We start from the raw sequence: 19,219 nt of genomic DNA on the forward strand, positions 1-19,219 counted from the left end.
ATGGCTACGGTCTGCTCGGGCGCAGGTCGTGCAGGACGTGCCGGCCCGAGCACCGGGGTGCATGGCCGTACTGCCAGGACGGCCTCGGCGGACGAGGTCGAGATCACCGGGCCCATCTGGCGACCCTCTGCGGCAGCACCAGCGCGAGGGATTCCTCGAGAGGGAGCAGGATGAAGCAGACGAGTACTCAGCCGGAAACGCTGAGTCGGGGCAGGACGAACCTCGCTCTGGCCACGCTGTTCCTGGGAATGTTCGTGCTGGGCAGCGGCGAACTGCTCGTGGTCGGCTTGCTGACCCTGATCGCGGCCGACCTCCAGGTCTCCATCCCCACTGCGGGCGTTCTGGTGACCGCTTATGCGTTGGGCCTGGCCATGGGGGCCCGATCCTGACCGCACTGACGATCAGGCTGAACAAGCGGACGATCCTGATCGCGACGGTCGCCCTGGTCGTCCTCCTCACCCTGATCCCGGTGCTGACCGGCACATTCGGGCTGTTCGTCGTGGCCCGCACCACCGTCGGAGCACTGCACGGCCTGTTCGTCGCCGTCGGGTTCGTGCTGGCGATGTCGATCGTCCCGCCGGAGCGCATGGGCCGGGCGATCTCGGTGGTCGTCTCGGGGCTCTTCGTGTCGACCGCGTTGGGCGTGCCGCTGGGCACGCTGGTCGGTCAGGTGCTGGGCTGGCGCGGTTCGTTCACGGCGGTCGCCGTGCTCGGTGTGGTGGCGCTGATCGCCACGCTGGTGGTGATCCCGTCCATGTCCAGCACCGGTGGCGGCGCGGGCAGCCAGGCCAGGTACGCGTTCGCACCACGGGTGCTCGCCGCGCTGCTCATGAACGCACTGGCGTTCGCGGCGGTCTACTCGGCGCTCACGTACATCGTGCCGTTCCTGGAGAGCATCACGGGCATCTCCGGCGCGCTGATCAGCGTGTTCCTCCTGGCCTACGGTGTGGCCGCCGCGGTGGGCTCGTTCGCAGGCGGTCGGTTCGCCGACCAGGACGCCGCGCGCACCCTGATCGTCGGCGCCATCGGGGTGGCGGTCTCCCTGCTGGTGCTCTACCTCGCCGGCACGATCGCCGCGCTCGTGGCGCTGGCGCTACTGGCTCTCGGCTCGTTCGCGATGGGCATGGTGCCCTCGTTGCAGTACCGCGTGGTGAGCCTGGCCGGCCCGGGTGGCCAGCTGGCGTCCTCGCTGCCCGTCTCCGCGGCCAACGTGGGGATCGCGTTGGGCGCATACGGCGGTGGCGTGGCGATCGGCAGCTCCACCGCCTCGTCCGCGGTGATCATCGGCCTGATCATCGCGATGGTCTCCATCCCGGTCGCCTGGGCCACCAGCTTCCTGAAGCCTCCGGCCACTGCGGACGCGGCGGAGCCCGTAGTGGCGGCGGACGTGGCCCCCGAGCCCGCGTGATCACGGAAGAAACGAACACCTGGAGGACGCACATGAGCGGCTTGCTGCTCGAGAAGAAGAACGCTGTGATCTACGGCGGCGGCGGAGCCATCGGTGGTGCCATCGCACGGGTGTTCGCCCGGGAAGGCGCGAGCGTCTTCATCGCCGGGCGGACGCAGGCGAAGCTCGACGCCGTGGCGCACGACATCGCCGCGGCGGGTGGAACGGTCGAGACCGCGCACGTCGACGTTCTCGACGAGCGGGCGGTCCAGGAGCACGCCGATGCGATCGCGGCGACGGCCGGCAGCATCGACGTCGCCGTCAACGCCGTGAGCGTCATGCACGACCAGGGGACTCTGCTGGCGGACCTCTCGCTGGAGGAGTTCATGCGGCCGATCGACGGTTTTCTGCGGCCGCTGTTCATCACGAGCAAGGCCGTGGCACGGCACATGGGTCGCGAGCGTCCCGGCGTCATCCTGACCCTGTCCGAACCGGGTGCCAAACTGGCCATCGGCGGCATCCTGGGGCACGGCGTGAGCGCGGCCGGCAAGGAGGCGTTCTCGCGGCTGCTGGCCGCCGAGCTGGCACCCGGCAACATCCGGGTGGTCGACATCCGCCCCCACGCCGTCGTCGATGCGCCGGCAGCGGGTTCCTACACGAAGGACCTCTTCACGCAGTCCGCGGCGGCAGCCGGGCAGTCGGTCCAGGAGTTCCTCGAAGGCGGATTGGCGCAGGGAACGCTCCTGAAGAGGCTGCCCACGCTCTCCGAAATCGCCGAGACCGCCGCGTTCCTGGCTTCGGATCGCGCTGGAGCCATGACCGGAACAGTTGTCAACCTCTCCGGTGGCGCACTTGTGGACTGAGTTCCGGATTCGCGGAAAAGGAGATCATCGATGACGACGCTCAAGCCCGGCAGCATGCTGCTCGGCACCACCCGTCCCGCCGAGCTGCGGGCTTGGTACATCAAGGCGCTGGCGCCGGAGTTCACCGGTGAGGGCGCGATCGACCTCGGCGGCTTCCTGCTGGTCATCGACGGGCGCGACGACGTCGAGGCGAAGAACGACCAACCGGGCCGCGCGATCGTCAACTTCCACGTCGACGACTTCGACGCCGTGGAGGCCCAGCTGAACGCGGCCGGCGTGGAGTGGATCTCGATCGCGGACCGGCCGAAGGGCAGGTTCGGCACGTTCGCCGACCCCGACGGGAACTACCTCCAGATCATCGAGTGGTCGAAGGACGCCTGAGACCCGACGTCCTCGCGTGCCCGGTCGGCGGGAGGCGCCGACCGGGCACGCCGTTGTGCTATCGGACCAGCGTGCCGTCGGCCGGGTACCGGTCCAGTCGCACCGTGTTCGCCGAGCCCTCTGTCAGGCGCACGAACAGAGGGAGCAGCAGGCGGCTCGACAGCACCCGGTAGACGCGGTTGCGACGTCGGATCTTCGCCGTGGTCGGCGGGGCCAGGAAGGGGCCCGCGTTGCGCGCCTGCTTCTGCCCGCTGACGGCGCCCTTGCGCAGCGCGGCCTCGTACCGGGCGAAGGCGGTCGTGTGATCGCCGCCCGCCGCCGCGAGCTCGGCGGCCAGGATGTAGGCGCCCGCCATCGCCAGGCCTGTGCCGCTTCCGCCGGGGCCCGCAGCCCATGCCGCATCGCCGAGGAGCACGATGCGGCCCTGCGACCAGCGGGAGAGGTGGATCTGGGCGAACCGGTCGAACCACAGGTCGGTCGCCGATGCGAGCCCGGTGAGCAGCCGCGGCACCTCCCACCCCGCGTCGGCGAACCGGTCGGTCACGATGCCGACGATCTGATCGCGGTCGCGGCGGTCGTACTCGAGCGGTGGAGCGGAGAACACCAGCCCGACACCCGCTGTCGCCGCGTCGCGGCCGCTGGAGATCATCACGCCGAGACCGGGCTCGTTGTGGAGCAGGCCGGAGTGGTCGAGGCCCCAGTGGTTGGGGACGCTGAAGCCCGCCTGGTAGAAGCCGAGGAACGTCGAGAACCGCTCCTCGGGGCCCCAGACGAGGGAGCGCACCCCGGAGTGCGTGCCGTCCGCACCGACCACGAAGTCGAAGCGGCGCGTCCCGCCGCGCTCGAAGGTGGCGTCGACGCCGCTCGCGTCCTGCGCGAGCGCGGTGATCGAGTCGCCGAACACGTACTCGGCGTCCTCGCGGGTGCGCTCGTACAGGATGCGCGCGAGGTCGCCGCGCTGGATCTCGACCTCGCCGCTCATGAACGCGGCGGGCAGCGTGACGAGCGCGCGCCCTGATTCGTCGACGACGACCTGCTCGCCCATCCCGGTCTCCGCGGCGCGCACGGAGTCGACCAGGTCCATCCGGCGCAGCAGCTCCATCTGTGCTCCGCGGAAGTCGACGCCGTGGCCACCGGTCCGCAGTCGGGGCGCCTGCTCGACCACGGTCACGTCGTAGCCGCGCCGCAGGAGCCAGTACGCGAGCGTGGGCCCGGCCACGCTCGCTCCGGAGATCAGGACGTGCACGTTGTTCCCCCTCGGTCGGTGTGCCGGGGACGGTACGCACGCCTTGCACAATTGGTCAAACCACTTGGGCAAACCACTTGGGCAAACCGTGCGCTAGCCTGCCCGCATGGGGAACCGGGAGGACCTGCTCGCGGGCGCGATCACGTGTCTCGAGGAGAAGGGCTGGGCCCGCAGCACCGTCCGGGAGATCGCAGCGGCCGCAGGCGTCAGCCACGCCGCGATCGGCTACCACTTCGGATCCCGCGAGGCCCTGCTGACGGCAGCGCTCATCCAGGCGATCGACGAGTGGGGCACCGAGACCGGGAACGCGCTCGCCGCGCTCGGTGCGGTGGGGAGCTACGAGGCGTTCTGGGACGAGACGGTGCGCTCCTACACGACCCACCGCCCGATGTGGCGCGCCACGATCGACGCGCTGCTGCAGGCCGAGCACAACCCCGCTCTGCGGACACAGCTGTCCGACGGGCAGCGGCAGGGGCGGGAGGGGATCGCAGCGCAACTCCTCGGCATCGACGAGTCCGCGGTCGAGGAGAAGGACGCCCGCACGATCGGTGCCGTGCAGTCGGCCCTGATCTCCGGCGTGCTGATGCAGCACCTGCTCGACCCCGACACGGCCCCGACCGGAGCCGAGGTGGTGGCCGGCCTGCGCGCGCTGGCGGCCCTGACCGCCCCGCACCCGGCAGACGATCGCTCACCCACCCCTTCGCCGCCCACGCGCCCCGCCGACGGGTAGCGCGCGCCGCGGGGACGAACTGGATCGCGCTCGCACCGGTGCCGATCACGGCGACCCGCCTGCCGGCGAGGTCGACGTCGTGGTCCCACTCGGCCCGCTCGCTGGGCCCCCGGCGCAGTCAGAACGCATCGCCGCCCCGAGCGCGGCGACCGCCTCGTCGGCCTCGCGCAGCATCCCGGCGAACACCGGGAAGGCGTGCCACAGACCCTCGGCGCGCAGGTAGTCGACGCGGCTGCCCGCGGCCCGTATCCGCGCCACCAGGGTGTCGGAGTCGCCGAGCAGGACCTCGTCGCCGCCCGCGATCACGTGTACCGGCGGGAGGCCGGCCAGGTCGGCGTCGAGCGGCCGCAGCACCGTGTCGATCTGCCTCTTGTCGATCTGCCCCTGCTCCGCTCCGGCGGCTCGCGGGCCCGCGACGCCCAAGTACCGGTCGACGGCGTCCGGGAGCCAGTTCGGGTCGAGCATGGCGTCGGTGCCGGCGTTGACCGCGAGCAGCGGCGAGGTGAGGTCGAGGTCCAGCCACGGGGAGATCAACCCGATCGACCCCGGCAGCTCCTCGCCCGCCGCGCGCAGCCGCAGCACCAGTGCCATGACGAGTCCACCGCCCGCGGAATCACCGGCCACCGCGATGCGTTGAGGTGGGTGTCCTGCGTCGCGCAGGGCCAGGTAGGCGCTCACCACGTCGTCCACGGCGGCGGGGTAGGGGTGTTCCGGTGCCAGCCGGTAGACCGGCAGGTGCACGGGAGCGCCCGCGGCCCGGCTCAGGTGCGCGGCGAGCGCGCGGTGCGAGGCCGGTGAACCGGTCTGGTAGCCGCCGCCGTGCACGTACAGCACCTGGTGCGGTCCGGCGGCCTCGCGTGTCGCCACCCGTTCGGTGGGTACTCCGCCGAGCGTGCCGCGGCTGCGGCGGGTGCCGCGCGGGAGGGGCACGACACGACCGGTGACGTCCAGCAGCGGGCGTCGCAGGACGAGCGGGAACCGAGGGGAGAGCAGTGGACGCACGACGCCGCGGGTGAGCTGCCGGACGACGCGACGGGGCAACCGCATACCGGACGGTAACTTGCACCGCACGTGGAGGGAACGCCCCGGTGACCTGCGACGAGCGGGGGCTGGGAAGCGGCGAGCGGGCGTGTCCCCTTGCGGCGGCGGCGTCGGTGAGGCACTCTGCCGATACCGACAGGCGCTGTCCAGGACCCGTTTTGACCCCTCTCCGACGGGGCGGGTAACCTGTTGTCTTGCGCTCGGCCACGGTCGGGCCAATCTGCGTGCCTGGTGGTCGTTGGCCTCGGGGTGCGCGGGCCCTGGCCCCCGTGAGGTCCCCCGATCTCATTGCTCGGTGCCCGGGTAGCAGTACGCCCGACCTCGGGACACGCCCGACCTCGGGGGCCGGGTAGCCCGCACGAGCAACCCAGAACTACCGCTCCACAACGAAGCTCCAAGAACCACCGACGGGAAGAAGCAGACGGTTCATGCCCACGATCCAGCAGCTGGTCCGCAAGGGCCGTCAGGACAAGGTCGGCAAGACCAAGACCGCAGCGCTCAAGGGGAGCCCGCAGCGGCGCGGCGTGTGCACCCGCGTGTACACCACCACGCCGAAGAAGCCGAACTCCGCGCTGCGCAAGGTGGCGCGCGTGCGGCTCTCCAGCGACATCGAGGTCACGGCCTACATCCCGGGTGAGGGGCACAACCTCCAGGAGCACTCGATCGTGCTGGTGCGCGGTGGCCGGGTGAAGGACCTGCCGGGTGTCCGCTACAAGATCATCCGCGGTTCGCTGGACACCCAGGGTGTCCGCAACCGCAAGCAGTCCCGCAGCCGCTACGGCGCGAAGAAGGAGAAGAGCTGATGCCGCGCAAGGGAGCGGCGCCGAAGCGCCCGCTGGTCTCCGACCCGGTCTACGGTTCCCCGCTGGTCACCCAGCTGGTGAACAAGGTCCTCAAGGACGGCAAGCGGTCGCTCGCAGAGCGCATCGTCTACGCCGCCCTCGAGGGCACCCGGGAGAAGACCGGCACCGACCCGGTCGTCACGCTCAAGCGCGCCATGGACAACGTGAAGCCGGCTCTGGAGGTCAAGAGCCGCCGCGTGGGTGGTGCCACGTACCAGGTGCCGGTCGAGGTCAGGGCCTCCCGGCAGACCACTCTCGCGCTGCGCTGGCTGGTGAACTTCTCCAAGGCGCGCCGCGAGAAGACGATGGTCGACCGCCTGATGAACGAGCTGCTCGACGCGAGCAACGGGCTGGGCGCCAGCGTGAAGCGGCGCGAGGACATGCACAAGATGGCGGAGTCCAACAAGGCCTTCGCCCACTACCGCTGGTGACGGGCCGATCGTCCGCGCCAATCCGAGGGAGAATCTGAAGTGGCACGGGACGTGCTGACGGACCTGGGCAAGGTCCGCAACATCGGCATCATGGCGCACATCGACGCCGGCAAGACCACCACCACCGAGCGGATCCTGTTCTACACCGGGATCAACTACAAGATCGGTGAAGTCCACGACGGCGCGGCCACGATGGACTGGATGGAGGAGGAGCAGAAGCGCGGCATCACGATCACGTCCGCCGCGACGACCTGCTTCTGGAAAGACCACCAGATCAACCTGATCGACACCCCCGGGCACGTCGACTTCACCGTCGAGGTGGAGCGCAACCTGCGGGTGCTCGATGGTGCCGTCGCCGTCTTCGACGGCAAGGAGGGCGTCGAGCCGCAGTCCGAGCAGGTCTGGCGGCAGGCCACCAAGTACGACGTCCCGCGCATCTGCTTCGTCAACAAGATGGACAAGCTGGGCGCGGACTTCTACTTCACCGTCGGCACGATCCAGGACCGTCTCGCCGCCAAGCCGCTCCCGATCCAGCTGCCCATCGGCTCGGAGAACGACTTCATCGGTGTCGTCGACCTGGTCGAGATGCGCGCGCTCACCTGGCGCGGTGAGGTCCAGAAGGGCGAGGACTACACCGTCGAGGAGATCCCGGCCGACCTGCGCGAGCGCGCCGAGGAGTACCGCACGGCGCTCGTCGAGGCCGTCGCCGATACCGACGACGAGCTCATGGAGCTCTACCTCGGCGGCGAGGAGCTGACCGTCGAGCAGATCAAGCACGGCATCCGCAGGATCGTGAAGAACCGCAGCGCCTACCCGGTGCTCTGCGGCTCGGCGTTCAAGAACAAGGGCGTGCAGCCCCTGCTCGACGCCGTGATCGACTACCTGCCGTCGCCGATCGAGCTGCCGCCGGTCGAGGGCACGCTGCAGGACGGGGAGACCCCCGCCTTCCGCAAGCCGGAGAAGGAGGAGCCGTTCTCGGCGCTCGCCTTCAAGATCGCGGCGCACCCGTTCTTCGGCAAGCTGACCTACATCCGGGTCTACTCGGGCCGGGTCGCCGCGGGCTCCCAGGTCATCAACTCGACCAAGGACCGCAAGGAGCGCATCGGGAAGATCTTCCAGATGCACGCCAACAAGGAGAACCCGGTCGACGAGGCCCTTGTCGGTCACATCTACGCGGTCATCGGGCTGAAGGACACCACCACCGGCGACACGCTGAGCGACGCGCAGGCGCCGATCGTGCTGGAGTCGATGACCTTCCCCGACCCGGTCATCCAGGTCGCGGTCGAGCCGAAGACCAAGGCCGACCAGGAGAAGCTCTCCACGGCGATCCAGAAGCTCGCCGAGGAGGACCCGACGTTCCAGGTCTCCCTGGACGACGAGACCGGCCAGACCATCCTCGCCGGCATGGGTGAGCTGCACCTCGAGGTGCTGGTCAACCGCATGAAGAGCGAGTTCAAGGTCGAGGCCAACATCGGCAAGCCGCAGGTGGCCTACCGCGAGACCATCCGCCGGACGGTCGACAAGTACGAGTACACGCACAAGAAGCAGACCGGTGGTTCGGGCCAGTTCGCCCGCGTCATCATCAAGCTCGAGCCGCTCGACACGGCCGACGGTGCGCTGTACGAGTTCGACAACAAGGTCACCGGTGGCCGGATCCCGCGGGAGTACATCCCGTCGGTCGATGCCGGTGCGCAGGACGCCATGCAGTACGGCGTGCTGGCGGGTTACCCGCTGACCGGTATCAAGCTGACGCTGCTCGACGGCCAGTACCACGAGGTCGACTCGTCCGAGATGGCGTTCAAGGTCGCCGGTTCGATGGCCCTCAAGGAGGCTGCGCGCAAGGCCGACCCGGCCCTGCTCGAGCCGATGATGGCCGTCGAGGTCACCACGCCCGAGGACTACATGGGCGACGTGATCGGCGACCTCAACTCCCGCCGTGGCCAGATCCAGGCCATGGAGGAGCGGGCCGGTGCCCGCGTCGTCAAGGCGCTGGTGCCGCTCTCGGAGATGTTCGGCTACGTCGGCGACCTGCGGTCGCGGACCCAGGGCCGGGCGAACTACACGATGGTCTTCGACTCCTACGCGGAGGTCCCGACCAACGTGGCCAAGGAGATCATCGCCAAGGCCACGGGCGAATAAATGGGGTGTGCCGCGGGCCGGTAAGGTCCGCGGCTCATTCCGAGCACCACCCCAAGACCTGCCGTCAGCACGGCGGACAAGAAGAAACCAGTCCAGGAGGACCCTGCAGTGGCGAAGGCGAAGTTCGAGCGGACCAAGCCGCACGTCAACATCGGCACGATCGGTCACATCGACCACGGCAAGACCACGCTGACGGCGGCCATCACCAAGGTTCTGCACGACAAGTACCCGAACCTCAACGAGGCTTCGGCGTTCGACCAGATCGACAAGGCTCCCGAGGAGCGCCAGCGCGGTATCACCATCTCGATCGCGCACGTCGAGTACCAGACCGAGAAGCGCCACTACGCGCACGTCGACTGCCCTGGTCACGCCGACTACATCAAGAACATGATCACCGGTGCCGCCCAGATGGACGGCGCGATCCTGGTGGTCGCCGCCACCGACGGCCCGATGCCGCAGACGCGTGAGCACGTGCTGCTCGCCCGCCAGGTCGGCGTGCCGTACATCGTGGTGGCCCTGAACAAGGCCGACATGGTCGACGACGAGGAGATCCTCGAGCTCGTCGAGCTGGAGGTCCGGGAGCTGCTGTCCTCGCAGGAGTACCCGGGCGACGACCTGCCGATCGTCCGCGTCTCGGCGCTCAAGGCGCTCGAGGGCGACAAGGAGTGGGGCGACAAGCTCCTCGAGCTCATGGACGCGGTCGACGAGTCGATCCCGGAGCCGGAGCGCGACACCGAGAAGCCGTTCCTCATGCCCGTCGAGGACGTCTTCACGATCACCGGTCGCGGCACCGTGGTCACCGGCCGCATCGAGCGCGGCATCGTCAAGGTGAACGAGACCGTCGAGATCGTGGGTATCCGCGAGAAGTCGACCTCGACCACCGTCACCGGTGTCGAGATGTTCCGCAAGATCCTCGACGAGGGTCGTGCGGGCGAGAACGTCGGTCTGCTGCTCCGCGGTGTCAAGCGCGAGGACGTCGAGCGCGGCCAGGTCGTCGTGAAGCCGGGCTCGATCACCCCGCACACCGAGTTCGAGGGCCAGGTCTACATCCTGTCCAAGGACGAGGGTGGCCGCCACACGCCGTTCTTCAACAACTACCGTCCGCAGTTCTACTTCCGGACCACGGACGTGACCGGCGTCGTGACGCTGCCTTCGGGCACCGAGATGGTCATGCCCGGCGACAACACCTCGATGAGCGTTCAGCTGATCCAGCCGATCGCCATGGAGGAGGGCCTGCAGTTCGCCATCCGCGAGGGTGGTCGGACCGTGGGCGCCGGCCAGGTCACCAAGATCAACAAGTAGCACCCCCCGGTCGAGGGCGCCACATCGACGTGTGGCATCCTTGACGGGTTGCGCGTAGGGCTGCGGCGCGCCCGGACTCCGTCCCAGGACAAGAGTTCGAGTGCGCCGCACCCACGCCCAGCCCCTGAGCACAGCTACCCCCCAGGGGGACGCAGGCGGCCCGGGGACCGGTATGAGGTCACGGCGCGACACGCCCGACCTCGTGGACCGGAGCCACCACGAGTGAGACCGCCCAGGCAACAGGTGAGCGCGCTCCTCGGTGTGCAGACCCCGGACTTGCGTACAGAAGCGGCAGGAAGAGAAGGACGACCGACGACCATGGCGGGACAAAAGATCCGCATCAGGCTGAAGGCCTATGACCACGAGGCCATCGACGCCTCCGCGCGCAAGATCGTCGAGACGGTCACCCGCACGGGCGCTCGGGTCGTCGGGCCGGTGCCGCTGCCGACGGAGAAGAACATCTACTGCGTCATCCGCTCGCCGCACAAGTACAAGGACTCGCGGGAGCACTTCGAGATGCGCACCCACAAGCGGCTGATCGACATCCTCGACCCGACGCCGAAGACGGTCGACGCGCTGATGCGCATCGACCTTCCGGCCAGCGTCGACGTCAACATCCAGTAGGGCTTGGACCGATGACCGAACGCAAGATCACCGGGATCCTGGGCACGAAGCTCGGGATGACCCAGGTCTTCGACGAGAACAACCGGGTGGTCCCGGTCACCGTGGTCCAGGCGGGCCCGAACGTGGTGACGCAGGTCCGCACGCCGGAGACCGACGGCTACACCGCCGTGCAGCTCGCCTACGGGTCGATCGACCCGCGCAAGGTGAACAAGCCGCGCACCGGCCACTTCGGCAAGGCGGGCACCACGCCGCGCCGGCACCTGGTCGAGCTGCGTACGGCCGACGCCGGCGAGTACACGGTGGGGCAGGAGATCACCGCCGAGGTGTTCGACGCCGGCGCCGCCGTGGACGTGGTGGGCACCAGCAAGGGCAAGGGCACCGCGGGTGTCATGAAGCGCCACGGCTTCAAGGGCCTGGGCAACAGCCACGGCACCCAGCGCAAGCACCGCTCGCCGGGTTCCATCGGCGGCTGCGCCACGCCCGGTCGGGTCTTCAAGGGCCTGCGCATGGCCGGCCGGATGGGCAACGCGCGCGTCACCACGCAGAACCTCACGGTGCACCGCGTGGACACCGACAACGGGCTGCTGCTGATCAAGGGCGCCGTTCCCGGTCCGCGCGGCGGCCTCCTCCTCGTCAAGACGGCCGCGAAGGGTGGTGTGAAGTGAGCTCCGTCGACGTCCTGTCCCCCGAGGGCACGAAGGGCGGCACCGTCGAGCTGCCCGACCACGTCTTCGACGTCACGGCCAACGTGCCGCTGATGCACCAGGTCGTGGTGGCCCAGCTGGCGGCGGCCCGCCAGGGCACGCACGACACGAAGACCCGCGGTGAGGTGCGTGGCGGCGGCAAGAAGCCGTACCGCCAGAAGGGCACCGGCCGCGCCCGCCAGGGTTCGACCCGCGCCCCGCAGTTCGCGGGTGGCGGTGTGGTCCACGGCCCCACGCCGCGGGACTACACGCAGAAGACCCCGAAGAAGATGAAGGCCGCCGCCCTGCGCGGTGCCCTCTCCGACCGGGCGCGCGCCGGGCTGGTCCACGTCGTCTCCGCGGTCGTCACGGGGGACACCCCGTCCACGAAGTCCGCGCGCAAGGCGATCGAGGCCGTCGCGGGCGAGGCGAAGCGCGTGCTGGTGGTGCTCGGTCGTGACGACGAGACGAGCTGGCTGTCGCTGCGGAACCTGCCCACGGTGCACCTGATCGCGCCCGACCAGCTCAACACGTACGACGTGCTGGTCAACGACGCGGTGGTGTTCACCCAGGAGGCGCTCGACGCCTTCCTCGCCGGCCCGATCGCCACGCCGAAGGCGGCGGTCGCCAGGGCCATCGCGCGGGAGAGCGAGGCCGCGTCGCTCGAGAAGGGCGCCGAGGCCGGGCCGTACGGGCCGCAGAGCCACGCTCCGCTGGCCGACGGCTCGCAGCCGGAGGGCTTCCCCGTGAAGGGCAACGCCGACTCGATGCTCTACCACGTGCCGGGCAGCTCGTTCTACGCCCGCACGGAGGCCGAGGTCTGGTTCGCCTCCGCCGAGGCGGCCGAGGCGGCAGGGTTCTCCGCCCCGCCGTCGCAGCGCAAGGAGGCTGACAAGTGATCCCCGATCCGCGGGACATCCTGCTCGCGCCGGTGGTGTCGGAGAAGAGCTACGGGCTGCTCGAGGAGCGCCAGTACACCTTCGTCGTCGCCCCCGACGCGAACAAGACCGAGATCAAGATCGCCGTGGAGAAGGTGTTCGGGGTCAAGGTGCTCAGCGTCAACACGCTGAACCGCCCGGGCAAGCGCAAGCGCACCCGCACCGGCTACGGCAAGCGCAAGGACACCAAGCGCGCGGTCGTCACGCTCTCCGAGGAGAGCCGGACGATCGACGTGTTCGGCGGCCGGGCGAGCTGAGGGGCTGACGACACATATGGGCATCCGCAAGTACAAGCCGACGACCCCGGGTCGTCGTGGGTCGAGTGTCTCGGACTTCGCCGAGATCACGCGTTCGACGCCCGAGAAGTCGCTGATCCGCCCGCTGCACAGCAAGGGCGGCCGCAACGTGCACGGGCGGGTCACCACCCGGCACCAGGGCGGCGGCCACAAGCGCGCCTACCGCCTGATCGACTTCCGGCGCAACGACAAGGACGGCATCCCGGCCAAGGTCGCTCACATCGAGTACGACCCGAACCGCACCAGCCGCATCGCGCTGCTGCACTACGCCGACGGCGAGAAGCGCTACATCATCGCGCCGGCGAAGCTCAAGCAGGGCGACACGGTGGAAGCCGGTCCGCGCGCCGACATCAAGGTCGGCAACAACCTGCCGCTGCGCAACATCCCCACCGGCACCGTGGTGCACGCGATCGAGCTCCGCCCCGGCGGCGGCGCCAAGATCGCCCGCTCCGCGGGTTCCAGCGTGCAGCTGGTCGCCAAGGACGGCCCCTACGCGCAGCTGCGCATGCCGTCCGGGGAGATCCGCAACGTCGACGTGCGCTGCCGCGCCACCGTCGGCGAGGTGGGCAACTCCGAGCACTCCAACATCAACTGGGGCAAGGCGGGCCGGATGCGGTGGAAGGGCAAGCGCCCCACCGTCCGCGGTGTCGCCATGAACCCGGTCGACCACCCCCACGGTGGTGGTGAGGGGAAGACCTCGGGTGGTCGCCACCCGGTCAACCCCGCGGGCAAGCCCGAGGGCCGCACCCGCCGCACCAAGCCGTCCGACAAGTTGATCGTTCGCCGGCGTCGCACCGGCAAGAAGCGCTGAGCAGGGAGGTAAGAAATGCCGCGCAGCCTGAAGAAGGGCCCGTTCGTGGACGACCACCTGCTCAAGAAGGTGGACGCCCTCAACGAGTCGGGCAAGAAGACGGTGATCAGGACCTGGTCCCGCCGTTCGACCATCATCCCCGACATGATCGGCCACACGATCGCGGTGCACGACGGCCGCAAGCACGTGCCGGTCTTCGTGTCGGACTCGATGGTGGGTCACAAGCTCGGGGAGTTCGCGCCCACGCGCACCTTCCGGGGCCACATCAAGGACGACCGCAAGGCGCGTAGGCGATGAGCGAGCTTGCGAGCGAATCATCGACACAGCGCCTGCGCGCAGCGCCCGCCCGAGCTCAGCGAGGGCGTGCGAGGCGCGGGCACTGGTAGCAGAGGAGAGAGAAGTGGCTGAGACCACCGAAGCCCCTGCCGCCGCGCCCGCACGGGCGCGCGCGGTGGCGCGGTACGTGCACATGTCGCCCACGAAGGTGCGGCGGGTCGTTGCGCTGATCAAGGACCGCCCGGTCCAGGAGGCACTCGACATCCTGCGGTTCTCGCCGCAGGCAGCGGCCCAGCCGCTGTTCAAGGTCGTGGCGAGCGCCGCGGCCAACGCCGAGAACAACCTCGACCTGGACCCCGACACCCTCGTGGTGGCGGCGGCCTACGCCGACGAGGGCCCGACGCTCAAGCGCATCCGGCCGCGGGCCCAGGGCCGCGCCTACCGGATCCGCAAGCGCACGAGCCACATCACCGTCGAGGTCGAGTCGCAGCCGGTCAAGGCCGGTCGCGGCGCCCGCGGTGCGAAGGGGAGGACCCGCTGATGGGTCAGAAGATCAACCCGCACGGGTTCCGGCTCGGCATCACCACCGACTGGAAGTCGCGCTGGTATGCCGACAAGCAGTACGCCGAGTACGTCAAGGAGGATGTCGAGATCCGCCGCATGCTCTCCAAGGGCATGGAGCGGGCCGGCATCTCGAAGGTCGAGATCGAGCGCACCCGTGACCGCGTGCGGGTGGACATCCACACCGCGCGCCCGGGCATCGTGATCGGCCGCCGTGGCGCCGAGGCCGACCGCATCCGCGGCCAGCTCGAGAAGCTCACCAAGAAGCAGGTGCAGCTGAACATCCTCGAGGTGAAGAACTCGGAGTCGGACGCGCAGCTCGTGGCCCAGGCGGTCGCCGAGCAGCTGTCCAACCGGGTGGCGTTCCGCCGCGCGATGCGCAAGGGCATCCAGTCCGCCATGCGCAGCCCGCAGGTCAAGGGCATCCGGATCCAGTGCTCCGGCCGCCTCGGTGGCGCGGAGATGTCGCGTTCGGAGTTCTACCGCGAGGGTCGCGTGCCGCTGCACACGCTGCGCGCCGACATCGACTACGGCCTGTTCGAGGCCCGCACCACGTTCGGCCGCATCGGCGTGAAGGTGTGGATCTACAAGGGCGACGTCGTCGGTGGCCGCCGGGAGGGCGTCGCTGCCGCGGCTGCCGCTCCGGAGCGTCCGCGTCGGGACCGTCCGCAGCGTCGTCGCTCGGGTGCGTCGGGCACCACCGGCTCGGGCACCGAGGCCGGGCGGGCCGCCGCCGAGCAGTCGTCGGGTGGCGGTACCGCCACCGCCACCGTCGAGAACGAGCAGGGTGGGAGCTGACCCATGCTGATCCCACGCAAGGTCAAGCACCGCAAGCAGCACCGTCCGCACCGCACCGGCATGGCGACCGGCGGCACGCGGGTGACCTTCGGCGACTTCGGCATCCAGGCGCTCGAGCCTGCCTACATCACCAACCGGCAGATCGAGTCCGCCCGTATCGCCATCAACCGGCACATCCGCCGTGGCGGCAAGGTCTGGATCAACGTCTTCCCGGACCGCCCGCTCACCAAGAAGCCCGCCGAGACCCGCATGGGTTCCGGCAAGGGTTCGCCGGAGAAGTGGGTCGCCAACATCAAGCCCGGCCGGGTCGTGTTCGAGATGAGCTACCCGAACGAGCAGACGGCTCGTGAGGCGCTGCGTCGCGCGATCCACAAGCTGCCGATGAAGTGCCGGATCGTGACCCGTGAAGGTGGTGACATCTGATGGCCGCAGGCACGACCACCGCTGCCGAGCTGCGTGAGCTCTCCGACGAGGAGCTCGTGCTGCGCGTGCGGGAGGCCAAGGAGGAGCTGTTCAACCTCCGCTTCCAGATGGCCACCGGGCAGCTGGACAACAACCGGCGGCTGCGTACCGTCCGGCACGACATCGCGCGGATCTACACGATCATGCGCGAGCGCGAGCTGGGCCTCTCGGCCGCCCCCGATGAGAACGACGAGGGTGCGGCATGAGTGAGAAGGCTCAGGTCCGCGGGGAGCGCAAGGTCCGTGAGGGCCTGGTCGTGTCCGACAAGATGGACAAGACCATCGTGGTCGAGCTCGAGGACCGCGTGAAGCACCCGCTGTACGCGAAGGTCATCCGCCGGACCAGCAAGGTCAAGGCGCACGACGAGGCCAACACGGCCGGGATCGGCGACCGCGTCCGGCTGATGGAGACCCGCCCGCTGTCGGCCACCAAGCGCTGGCGGCTGGTGGAGATCCTGGAGAAGGCGAAGTGATCCAGCAGGAGTCGCGGCTGCGCGTCGCCGACAACACCGGTGCCAAGGAGATCCTGTGCATCCGGGTGCTGGGCGGCTCCGGTCGGCGCTACGCAGGAATCGGCGACACGATCGTCGCCACGGTGAAGGACGCCATCCCCGGCGCCGGCGTGAAGCGCGGTGACGTGGTCAAGGCCGTCATCGTGCGCACCGTCAAGGAGCGCAGGCGGCCGGACGGGTCCTACATCCGGTTCGACGAGAACGCCGCCGTGCTCATCAAGCAGGACGGCGAGCCGCGGGGGACCCGCATCTTCGGCCCGGTCGGGCGCGAGCTGCGCGACAAGCGGTTCATGAAGATCATCTCCCTCGCCCCGGAGGTGCTCTGACATGAAGATCAAGAAGGGCGACACCGTGCAGGTGATCGCCGGCAAGGACAAGGGCGCGAAGGGCAAGGTCATCCAGGCCTACCCGGACACGCAGCGCGTGCTCGTCGAGGGTGTCAACCGGATCAAGAAGCACACCCGGATCACCCAGAACCAGCGCGGCGCGCAGTCCGGCGGGATCATCACCACCGAGGCCGCCATCCACGTCTCGAACGTGATGCTGGTCGATGGTGACGGCAAGCCCACCCGCGTCGGCAAGAAGGCCACCGACGACGGCAAGCGCGTCCGGATCTCCCGGCGTTCCGGGAAGGAGATCTGATGAGCGCACCCACCGCCGAGCGCACCGCGCCCCGGCTCAAGCAGCGCTACCTCGACGAGATCAAGTCGGAGCTGCGTGACCAGTTCTCCTACGGGAACGTCATGCAGATCCCCGGCGTCGTCAAGGTCGTCGTCAACATGGGTGTCGGCGAGGCCGCCCGCGACGCGAAGCTGATCGACGGCGCGGTCCGCGACCTGGCCACCATCACCGGTCAGAAGCCGCAGATCCGCCGCGCCACCAAGTCCATCGCGCAGTTCAAGTTGCGTGAGGGCATGCCGATCGGCGCCAAGGTCACCCTGCGCGGCGACCGGATGTGGGAGTTCCTCGACCGCCTGCTGACGATCGCGCTGCCGCGTATCCGCGACTTCCGTGGCCTCTCGGCCACGCAGTTCGACGGGCGGGGCAACTACACGTTCGGGCTCACGGAGCAGTCGATGTTCCACGAGATCGACCCGGACACGATCGACCGGCCGCGCGGCATGGACATCACGGTCGTCACCACGGCCACGACCGACGAGGAAGGCCGGGCGCTCCTGCGCAAGCTCGGCTTCCCTTTCAAGGAGGCGTGAGATGGCCCAGACGCTAGCTCGGCTTCCCCTACTGCCTGTCTGGGAGGCGTGAGATGGCCAAGAAGGCTCTCATCATCAAGGCCGCGCGCAAGCCGAAGTTCAAGGTGCGGGGTTACACCCGCTGCCAGAAGTGCGGCCGGCCGCGGGCAGTCCTGCGCAAGTTCGGCCTCTGCCGCGTCTGCGTCCGGGACATGGCTCACGCGGGCGAGCTGCCCGGCGTGAACAAGTCCTCCTGGTAATCCTGTTCGCCGCAGGCCCCGGCACCGGGGAACCACGGCGGGAAAGTGACGACGTCACATGACGATGACCGACCCCATCGCAGACATGCTCACGCGTCTGCGCAATGCCAACTCGGCGTACCACGACCGCGTGGTGATGCCGCACTCGAAGCTCAAGGTCGCGATCGCGGAGATCCTCCAGAAGGAGGGTTACATCGCCTCCCACCACGTGGAGGACGCCGAGGTCGGCAAGAACCTGGTCATCGAGCTGAAGTACGGGCGCAACCGGGAGCGCAGCATCGCCGGTCTGCGGCGCGTGTCGAAGCCCGGCCTGCGGGTGTACGCGAAGAACACCAACCTGCCCCGGGTCCTCGGCGGCCTCGGCGTAGCGATCATCTCGACGTCCAGCGGTCTCCAGACCGACCAGCAGGCGAAGAAGAACGGCGTGGGCGGGGAAGTCCTCGCCTACGTCTGGTGAGGGGGTAGAAGACATGTCCCGCATCGGGAAGCTGCCCGTCACCGTGCCCGCCGGGGTGGACGTCTCCATCGACGGCCGCACGGTGACCGTGAAGGGCCCCAAGGGCACCCTGTCGCACACCGTCATCGAGCCGATCACGGTCGAGCGCGGTGACGACGGCGCCATCCTCGTGAAGCGCCCCGACGACGAGCGTCGTAGCAAGGCCTACCACGGCCTCACCCGCTCGCTGGTGAACAACCTCGTCGTCGGCGTCACCTCCGGCTACGAGAAGAGGCTGGAGATCGTCGGCGTCGGTTACCGCGTCGCGCTGAAGGGCTCCAACCTCGAGTTCGCGCTCGGCTTCAGCCACCCCGTCGTGGTCGAGCCGCCGGAGGGCATCACCTTCGCGGTGGAGACGCCCACCCGGTTCTCGGTCAGCGGCATCGACAAGCAGCTGGTCGGCGAGACCGCAGCCAACATCCGCAAGATCCGCAAGCCCGAGCCGTACAAGGGCAAGGGTGTGCGGTACGCGGGCGAGAACGTCCGCCGCAAGGTCGGAAAGACGGGTAAGTGATCATGGCCCAGAGCGATTCGACGCAGACGATCTCCGCCAACGCCAGGAAGCGCGTAGCTTCCCAGGTGTCGGCCAAGCGCCGCACCGCGATCACCCGCCGGCACGCGCGCCTGCGCAAGAAGGTCGTCGGCAGCGCCGAGCGTCCGCGTCTGGCCGTCAAGCGCAGCTCGCGGCACATCCTCGTGCAGCTGATCGACGACGTCGCCGGCCACACGCTGGCCTCGGCGTCCTCGCTCGAGGCCGACGTCCGCGCGCTGGACGGCGACAAGAAGGCCCGCGCGGCGAAGGTCGGCGAGCTGGTGGCCGCCCGCGCCCGCGAGGCCGGCGTCAGCGCTGTGGTCTTCGACCGGGGTGGCTACGACTACCACGGGCGCATCGCGGCGCTGGCCGACGCCGCCCGCGAAGGCGGGCTGGAGTTCTGATGTACACGAACAAGA

The 19,219-nt window shown here is 69.3% G+C and carries 28 protein-coding genes and 1 pseudogene; 27 read left to right on the top strand and 2 right to left on the bottom strand.

Annotated elements, in window-relative coordinates; translation table 11 throughout:
- The first annotated feature begins 170 nt into the window (after window positions 1–170).
- From FHX44_RS43345 to FHX44_RS20925, 4 genes are read left to right on the top strand one after another with little or no spacing between them, the layout of a single operon-like run.
- Window positions 171–389 (top strand): hypothetical protein, encoded by a 219-nt coding sequence (locus tag FHX44_RS43345; protein ID WP_246171065.1) that lies wholly within the window; start codon window positions 171–173, stop codon window positions 387–389.
- Window positions 390–427: 38 nt separating this feature from the next.
- Window positions 428–1,408: an MFS transporter gene (locus tag FHX44_RS20915; RefSeq protein ID WP_246170980.1), complete on the top strand. Its 981-nt coding sequence runs from the start codon at window positions 428–430 to the stop codon at window positions 1,406–1,408.
- Between the two features lie 41 nt (window positions 1,409–1,449).
- Window positions 1,450–2,250, top strand: a complete 801-nt coding sequence (locus FHX44_RS20920; RefSeq protein WP_170308971.1) for an SDR family NAD(P)-dependent oxidoreductase — start codon at window positions 1,450–1,452, stop codon at window positions 2,248–2,250.
- 30 nt (window positions 2,251–2,280) lie between these two features.
- A complete protein-coding gene (locus FHX44_RS20925; protein ID WP_147257345.1) occupies window positions 2,281–2,631 on the top strand; it encodes a VOC family protein in 351 nt (116 codons plus the stop codon).
- Between the two features lie 58 nt (window positions 2,632–2,689).
- Here FHX44_RS20925 and FHX44_RS20930 read toward each other — a convergent pair whose 3' ends face one another.
- Window positions 2,690–3,877 (bottom strand): FAD-dependent monooxygenase, encoded by a 1,188-nt coding sequence (locus FHX44_RS20930; RefSeq protein ID WP_147257346.1) that lies wholly within the window; start codon window positions 3,875–3,877, stop codon window positions 2,690–2,692.
- Window positions 3,878–3,983: 106 nt separating this feature from the next.
- Here FHX44_RS20930 and FHX44_RS20935 point away from each other — a divergent pair, with 106 nt between their 5' ends.
- A complete protein-coding gene (locus tag FHX44_RS20935) occupies window positions 3,984–4,607 on the top strand; it encodes a TetR/AcrR family transcriptional regulator (RefSeq protein ID WP_147257347.1) in 624 nt (207 codons plus the stop codon).
- Between the two features lie 201 nt (window positions 4,608–4,808).
- Here FHX44_RS20935 and FHX44_RS20940 read toward each other — a convergent pair.
- Window positions 4,809–5,654, bottom strand: a pseudogene (locus FHX44_RS20940) (alpha/beta hydrolase); the annotation flags it as partial.
- Window positions 5,655–6,076: 422 nt separating this feature from the next.
- Here FHX44_RS20940 and rpsL point away from each other — a divergent pair.
- The 22 genes from rpsL (at window position 6,077) to rplR (ending at window position 19,204) form a co-directional block, all read left to right on the top strand.
- Window positions 6,077–6,451, top strand: a complete 375-nt coding sequence (rpsL, locus tag FHX44_RS20945) for a 30S ribosomal protein S12 (RefSeq protein ID WP_142051261.1) — start codon at window positions 6,077–6,079, stop codon at window positions 6,449–6,451.
- The gene (rpsG, locus tag FHX44_RS20950; RefSeq protein ID WP_147257349.1) at window positions 6,451–6,921 is read left to right on the top strand and encodes a 30S ribosomal protein S7; all 471 of its coding nucleotides are present in this window, start codon (window positions 6,451–6,453) and stop codon (window positions 6,919–6,921) included. The genes rpsL and rpsG overlap by 1 nt, the downstream gene beginning before the upstream one ends.
- Window positions 6,922–6,960: 39 nt before the next feature.
- On the top strand, window positions 6,961–9,060 hold the full coding sequence (fusA, locus tag FHX44_RS20955; protein WP_147257350.1) for an elongation factor G: 2,100 nt from the start codon (window positions 6,961–6,963) through the stop codon (window positions 9,058–9,060).
- A gap of 108 nt (window positions 9,061–9,168) precedes the next feature.
- On the top strand, window positions 9,169–10,362 hold the full coding sequence (tuf, locus tag FHX44_RS20960) for an elongation factor Tu (RefSeq protein ID WP_147257351.1): 1,194 nt from the start codon (window positions 9,169–9,171) through the stop codon (window positions 10,360–10,362).
- Window positions 10,363–10,680: 318 nt separating this feature from the next.
- Window positions 10,681–10,986 carry a 30S ribosomal protein S10 gene (rpsJ, locus tag FHX44_RS20965; protein ID WP_040804197.1) on the top strand — a complete coding sequence of 102 codons (306 nt, stop codon included), beginning with the start codon at window positions 10,681–10,683 and terminating at the stop codon, window positions 10,984–10,986.
- An 11-nt stretch (window positions 10,987–10,997) separates the two neighbouring features.
- Window positions 10,998–11,651, top strand: a complete 654-nt coding sequence (gene rplC, locus FHX44_RS20970) for a 50S ribosomal protein L3 (RefSeq protein ID WP_147257352.1) — start codon at window positions 10,998–11,000, stop codon at window positions 11,649–11,651.
- Entirely contained in the window at window positions 11,648–12,568 is a 921-nt protein-coding gene (rplD, locus tag FHX44_RS20975) for a 50S ribosomal protein L4, sunset domain variant (protein ID WP_147257353.1), read from the top strand. The genes rplC and rplD overlap by 4 nt, the downstream gene beginning before the upstream one ends.
- Window positions 12,565–12,864, top strand: coding sequence for a 50S ribosomal protein L23 (gene rplW / locus FHX44_RS20980; protein ID WP_147257354.1), 300 nt, complete (start codon window positions 12,565–12,567; stop codon window positions 12,862–12,864). The genes rplD and rplW overlap by 4 nt, the downstream gene beginning before the upstream one ends.
- A gap of 16 nt (window positions 12,865–12,880) precedes the next feature.
- On the top strand, window positions 12,881–13,714 hold the full coding sequence (gene rplB / locus FHX44_RS20985) for a 50S ribosomal protein L2 (RefSeq protein ID WP_147257355.1): 834 nt from the start codon (window positions 12,881–12,883) through the stop codon (window positions 13,712–13,714).
- Window positions 13,715–13,729: 15 nt separating this feature from the next.
- The gene (rpsS, locus tag FHX44_RS20990; RefSeq protein WP_020622935.1) at window positions 13,730–14,011 is read left to right on the top strand and encodes a 30S ribosomal protein S19; all 282 of its coding nucleotides are present in this window, start codon (window positions 13,730–13,732) and stop codon (window positions 14,009–14,011) included.
- A 103-nt stretch (window positions 14,012–14,114) separates the two neighbouring features.
- Entirely contained in the window at window positions 14,115–14,531 is a 417-nt protein-coding gene (gene rplV / locus FHX44_RS20995) for a 50S ribosomal protein L22 (protein WP_147257356.1), read from the top strand.
- Window positions 14,531–15,349, top strand: a complete 819-nt coding sequence (gene rpsC, locus FHX44_RS21000) for a 30S ribosomal protein S3 (protein WP_147257357.1) — start codon at window positions 14,531–14,533, stop codon at window positions 15,347–15,349. The genes rplV and rpsC overlap by 1 nt, the downstream gene beginning before the upstream one ends.
- Window positions 15,350–15,352: 3 nt before the next feature.
- Window positions 15,353–15,772, top strand: a complete 420-nt coding sequence (rplP, locus tag FHX44_RS21005; protein WP_147257358.1) for a 50S ribosomal protein L16 — start codon at window positions 15,353–15,355, stop codon at window positions 15,770–15,772.
- Complete coding sequence (rpmC, locus tag FHX44_RS21010) at window positions 15,772–16,017, top strand: 50S ribosomal protein L29 (RefSeq protein WP_147257359.1); 246 nt, start codon at window positions 15,772–15,774, stop codon at window positions 16,015–16,017. Before rplP ends, rpmC begins: the two co-directional genes overlap by 1 nt.
- Window positions 16,014–16,283 (top strand): 30S ribosomal protein S17, encoded by a 270-nt coding sequence (rpsQ, locus tag FHX44_RS21015; RefSeq protein ID WP_147257360.1) that lies wholly within the window; start codon window positions 16,014–16,016, stop codon window positions 16,281–16,283. Before rpmC ends, rpsQ begins: the two co-directional genes overlap by 4 nt.
- Window positions 16,280–16,648, top strand: coding sequence for a 50S ribosomal protein L14 (gene rplN, locus FHX44_RS21020; protein WP_142106622.1), 369 nt, complete (start codon window positions 16,280–16,282; stop codon window positions 16,646–16,648). Before rpsQ ends, rplN begins: the two co-directional genes overlap by 4 nt.
- 1 nt (window position 16,649) lies before the next feature.
- On the top strand, window positions 16,650–16,964 hold the full coding sequence (rplX, locus tag FHX44_RS21025) for a 50S ribosomal protein L24 (protein WP_147257361.1): 315 nt from the start codon (window positions 16,650–16,652) through the stop codon (window positions 16,962–16,964).
- Window positions 16,964–17,533, top strand: a complete 570-nt coding sequence (gene rplE, locus FHX44_RS21030) for a 50S ribosomal protein L5 (protein ID WP_147257362.1) — start codon at window positions 16,964–16,966, stop codon at window positions 17,531–17,533. Before rplX ends, rplE begins: the two co-directional genes overlap by 1 nt.
- Window positions 17,534–17,586: 53 nt before the next feature.
- Entirely contained in the window at window positions 17,587–17,772 is a 186-nt protein-coding gene (locus FHX44_RS21035) for a type Z 30S ribosomal protein S14 (protein WP_147257363.1), read from the top strand.
- A 58-nt stretch (window positions 17,773–17,830) separates the two neighbouring features.
- Complete coding sequence (gene rpsH / locus FHX44_RS21040; RefSeq protein ID WP_147257364.1) at window positions 17,831–18,229, top strand: 30S ribosomal protein S8; 399 nt, start codon at window positions 17,831–17,833, stop codon at window positions 18,227–18,229.
- 13 nt (window positions 18,230–18,242) lie between these two features.
- On the top strand, window positions 18,243–18,782 hold the full coding sequence (rplF, locus tag FHX44_RS21045) for a 50S ribosomal protein L6 (RefSeq protein WP_147257365.1): 540 nt from the start codon (window positions 18,243–18,245) through the stop codon (window positions 18,780–18,782).
- Window positions 18,783–18,784: 2 nt separating this feature from the next.
- Complete coding sequence (rplR, locus tag FHX44_RS21050; RefSeq protein ID WP_147257366.1) at window positions 18,785–19,204, top strand: 50S ribosomal protein L18; 420 nt, start codon at window positions 18,785–18,787, stop codon at window positions 19,202–19,204.
- The last annotated feature ends 15 nt before the right edge of the window (window positions 19,205–19,219 follow it).

The sequence above is a fragment of the Pseudonocardia hierapolitana genome (genome assembly GCF_007994075.1).
GTDB classification, from domain to species: Bacteria; Actinomycetota; Actinomycetes; order Mycobacteriales; family Pseudonocardiaceae; genus Pseudonocardia; species Pseudonocardia hierapolitana.

Bases quoted from the DNA above. Each gene is read 5' to 3' on its own strand.
- rplF (WP_147257365.1), top strand. From the start codon at position 18,243: ATGTCCCGCATCGGGAAGCTGCCCGTCACCGTGCCCGCCGGGGTGGAC.
- rplP (WP_147257358.1), top strand. From the start codon at position 15,353: ATGCTGATCCCACGCAAGGTCAAGCACCGCAAGCAGCACCGTCCGCAC.
- FHX44_RS21035 (WP_147257363.1), top strand. From the start codon at position 17,587: ATGGCCAAGAAGGCTCTCATCATCAAGGCCGCGCGCAAGCCGAAGTTC.
- FHX44_RS20935 (WP_147257347.1), top strand. From the start codon at position 3,984: ATGGGGAACCGGGAGGACCTGCTCGCGGGCGCGATCACGTGTCTCGAG.
- rpsH (WP_147257364.1), top strand. From the start codon at position 17,831: ATGACGATGACCGACCCCATCGCAGACATGCTCACGCGTCTGCGCAAT.
- rpmC (WP_147257359.1), top strand. From the start codon at position 15,772: ATGGCCGCAGGCACGACCACCGCTGCCGAGCTGCGTGAGCTCTCCGAC.
- rpsJ (WP_040804197.1), top strand. From the start codon at position 10,681: ATGGCGGGACAAAAGATCCGCATCAGGCTGAAGGCCTATGACCACGAG.
- FHX44_RS20925 (WP_147257345.1), top strand. From the start codon at position 2,281: ATGACGACGCTCAAGCCCGGCAGCATGCTGCTCGGCACCACCCGTCCC.
- rplR (WP_147257366.1), top strand. From the start codon at position 18,785: ATGGCCCAGAGCGATTCGACGCAGACGATCTCCGCCAACGCCAGGAAG.
- rplC (WP_147257352.1), top strand. From the start codon at position 10,998: ATGACCGAACGCAAGATCACCGGGATCCTGGGCACGAAGCTCGGGATG.
- rpsC (WP_147257357.1), top strand. From the start codon at position 14,531: ATGGGTCAGAAGATCAACCCGCACGGGTTCCGGCTCGGCATCACCACC.
- rpsQ (WP_147257360.1), top strand. From the start codon at position 16,014: ATGAGTGAGAAGGCTCAGGTCCGCGGGGAGCGCAAGGTCCGTGAGGGC.
- rplB (WP_147257355.1), top strand. From the start codon at position 12,881: ATGGGCATCCGCAAGTACAAGCCGACGACCCCGGGTCGTCGTGGGTCG.
- rpsS (WP_020622935.1), top strand. From the start codon at position 13,730: ATGCCGCGCAGCCTGAAGAAGGGCCCGTTCGTGGACGACCACCTGCTC.
- rpsL (WP_142051261.1), top strand. From the start codon at position 6,077: ATGCCCACGATCCAGCAGCTGGTCCGCAAGGGCCGTCAGGACAAGGTC.
- rplE (WP_147257362.1), top strand. From the start codon at position 16,964: ATGAGCGCACCCACCGCCGAGCGCACCGCGCCCCGGCTCAAGCAGCGC.
- rpsG (WP_147257349.1), top strand. From the start codon at position 6,451: ATGCCGCGCAAGGGAGCGGCGCCGAAGCGCCCGCTGGTCTCCGACCCG.
- rplX (WP_147257361.1), top strand. From the start codon at position 16,650: ATGAAGATCAAGAAGGGCGACACCGTGCAGGTGATCGCCGGCAAGGAC.
- FHX44_RS43345 (WP_246171065.1), top strand. From the start codon at position 171: ATGAAGCAGACGAGTACTCAGCCGGAAACGCTGAGTCGGGGCAGGACG.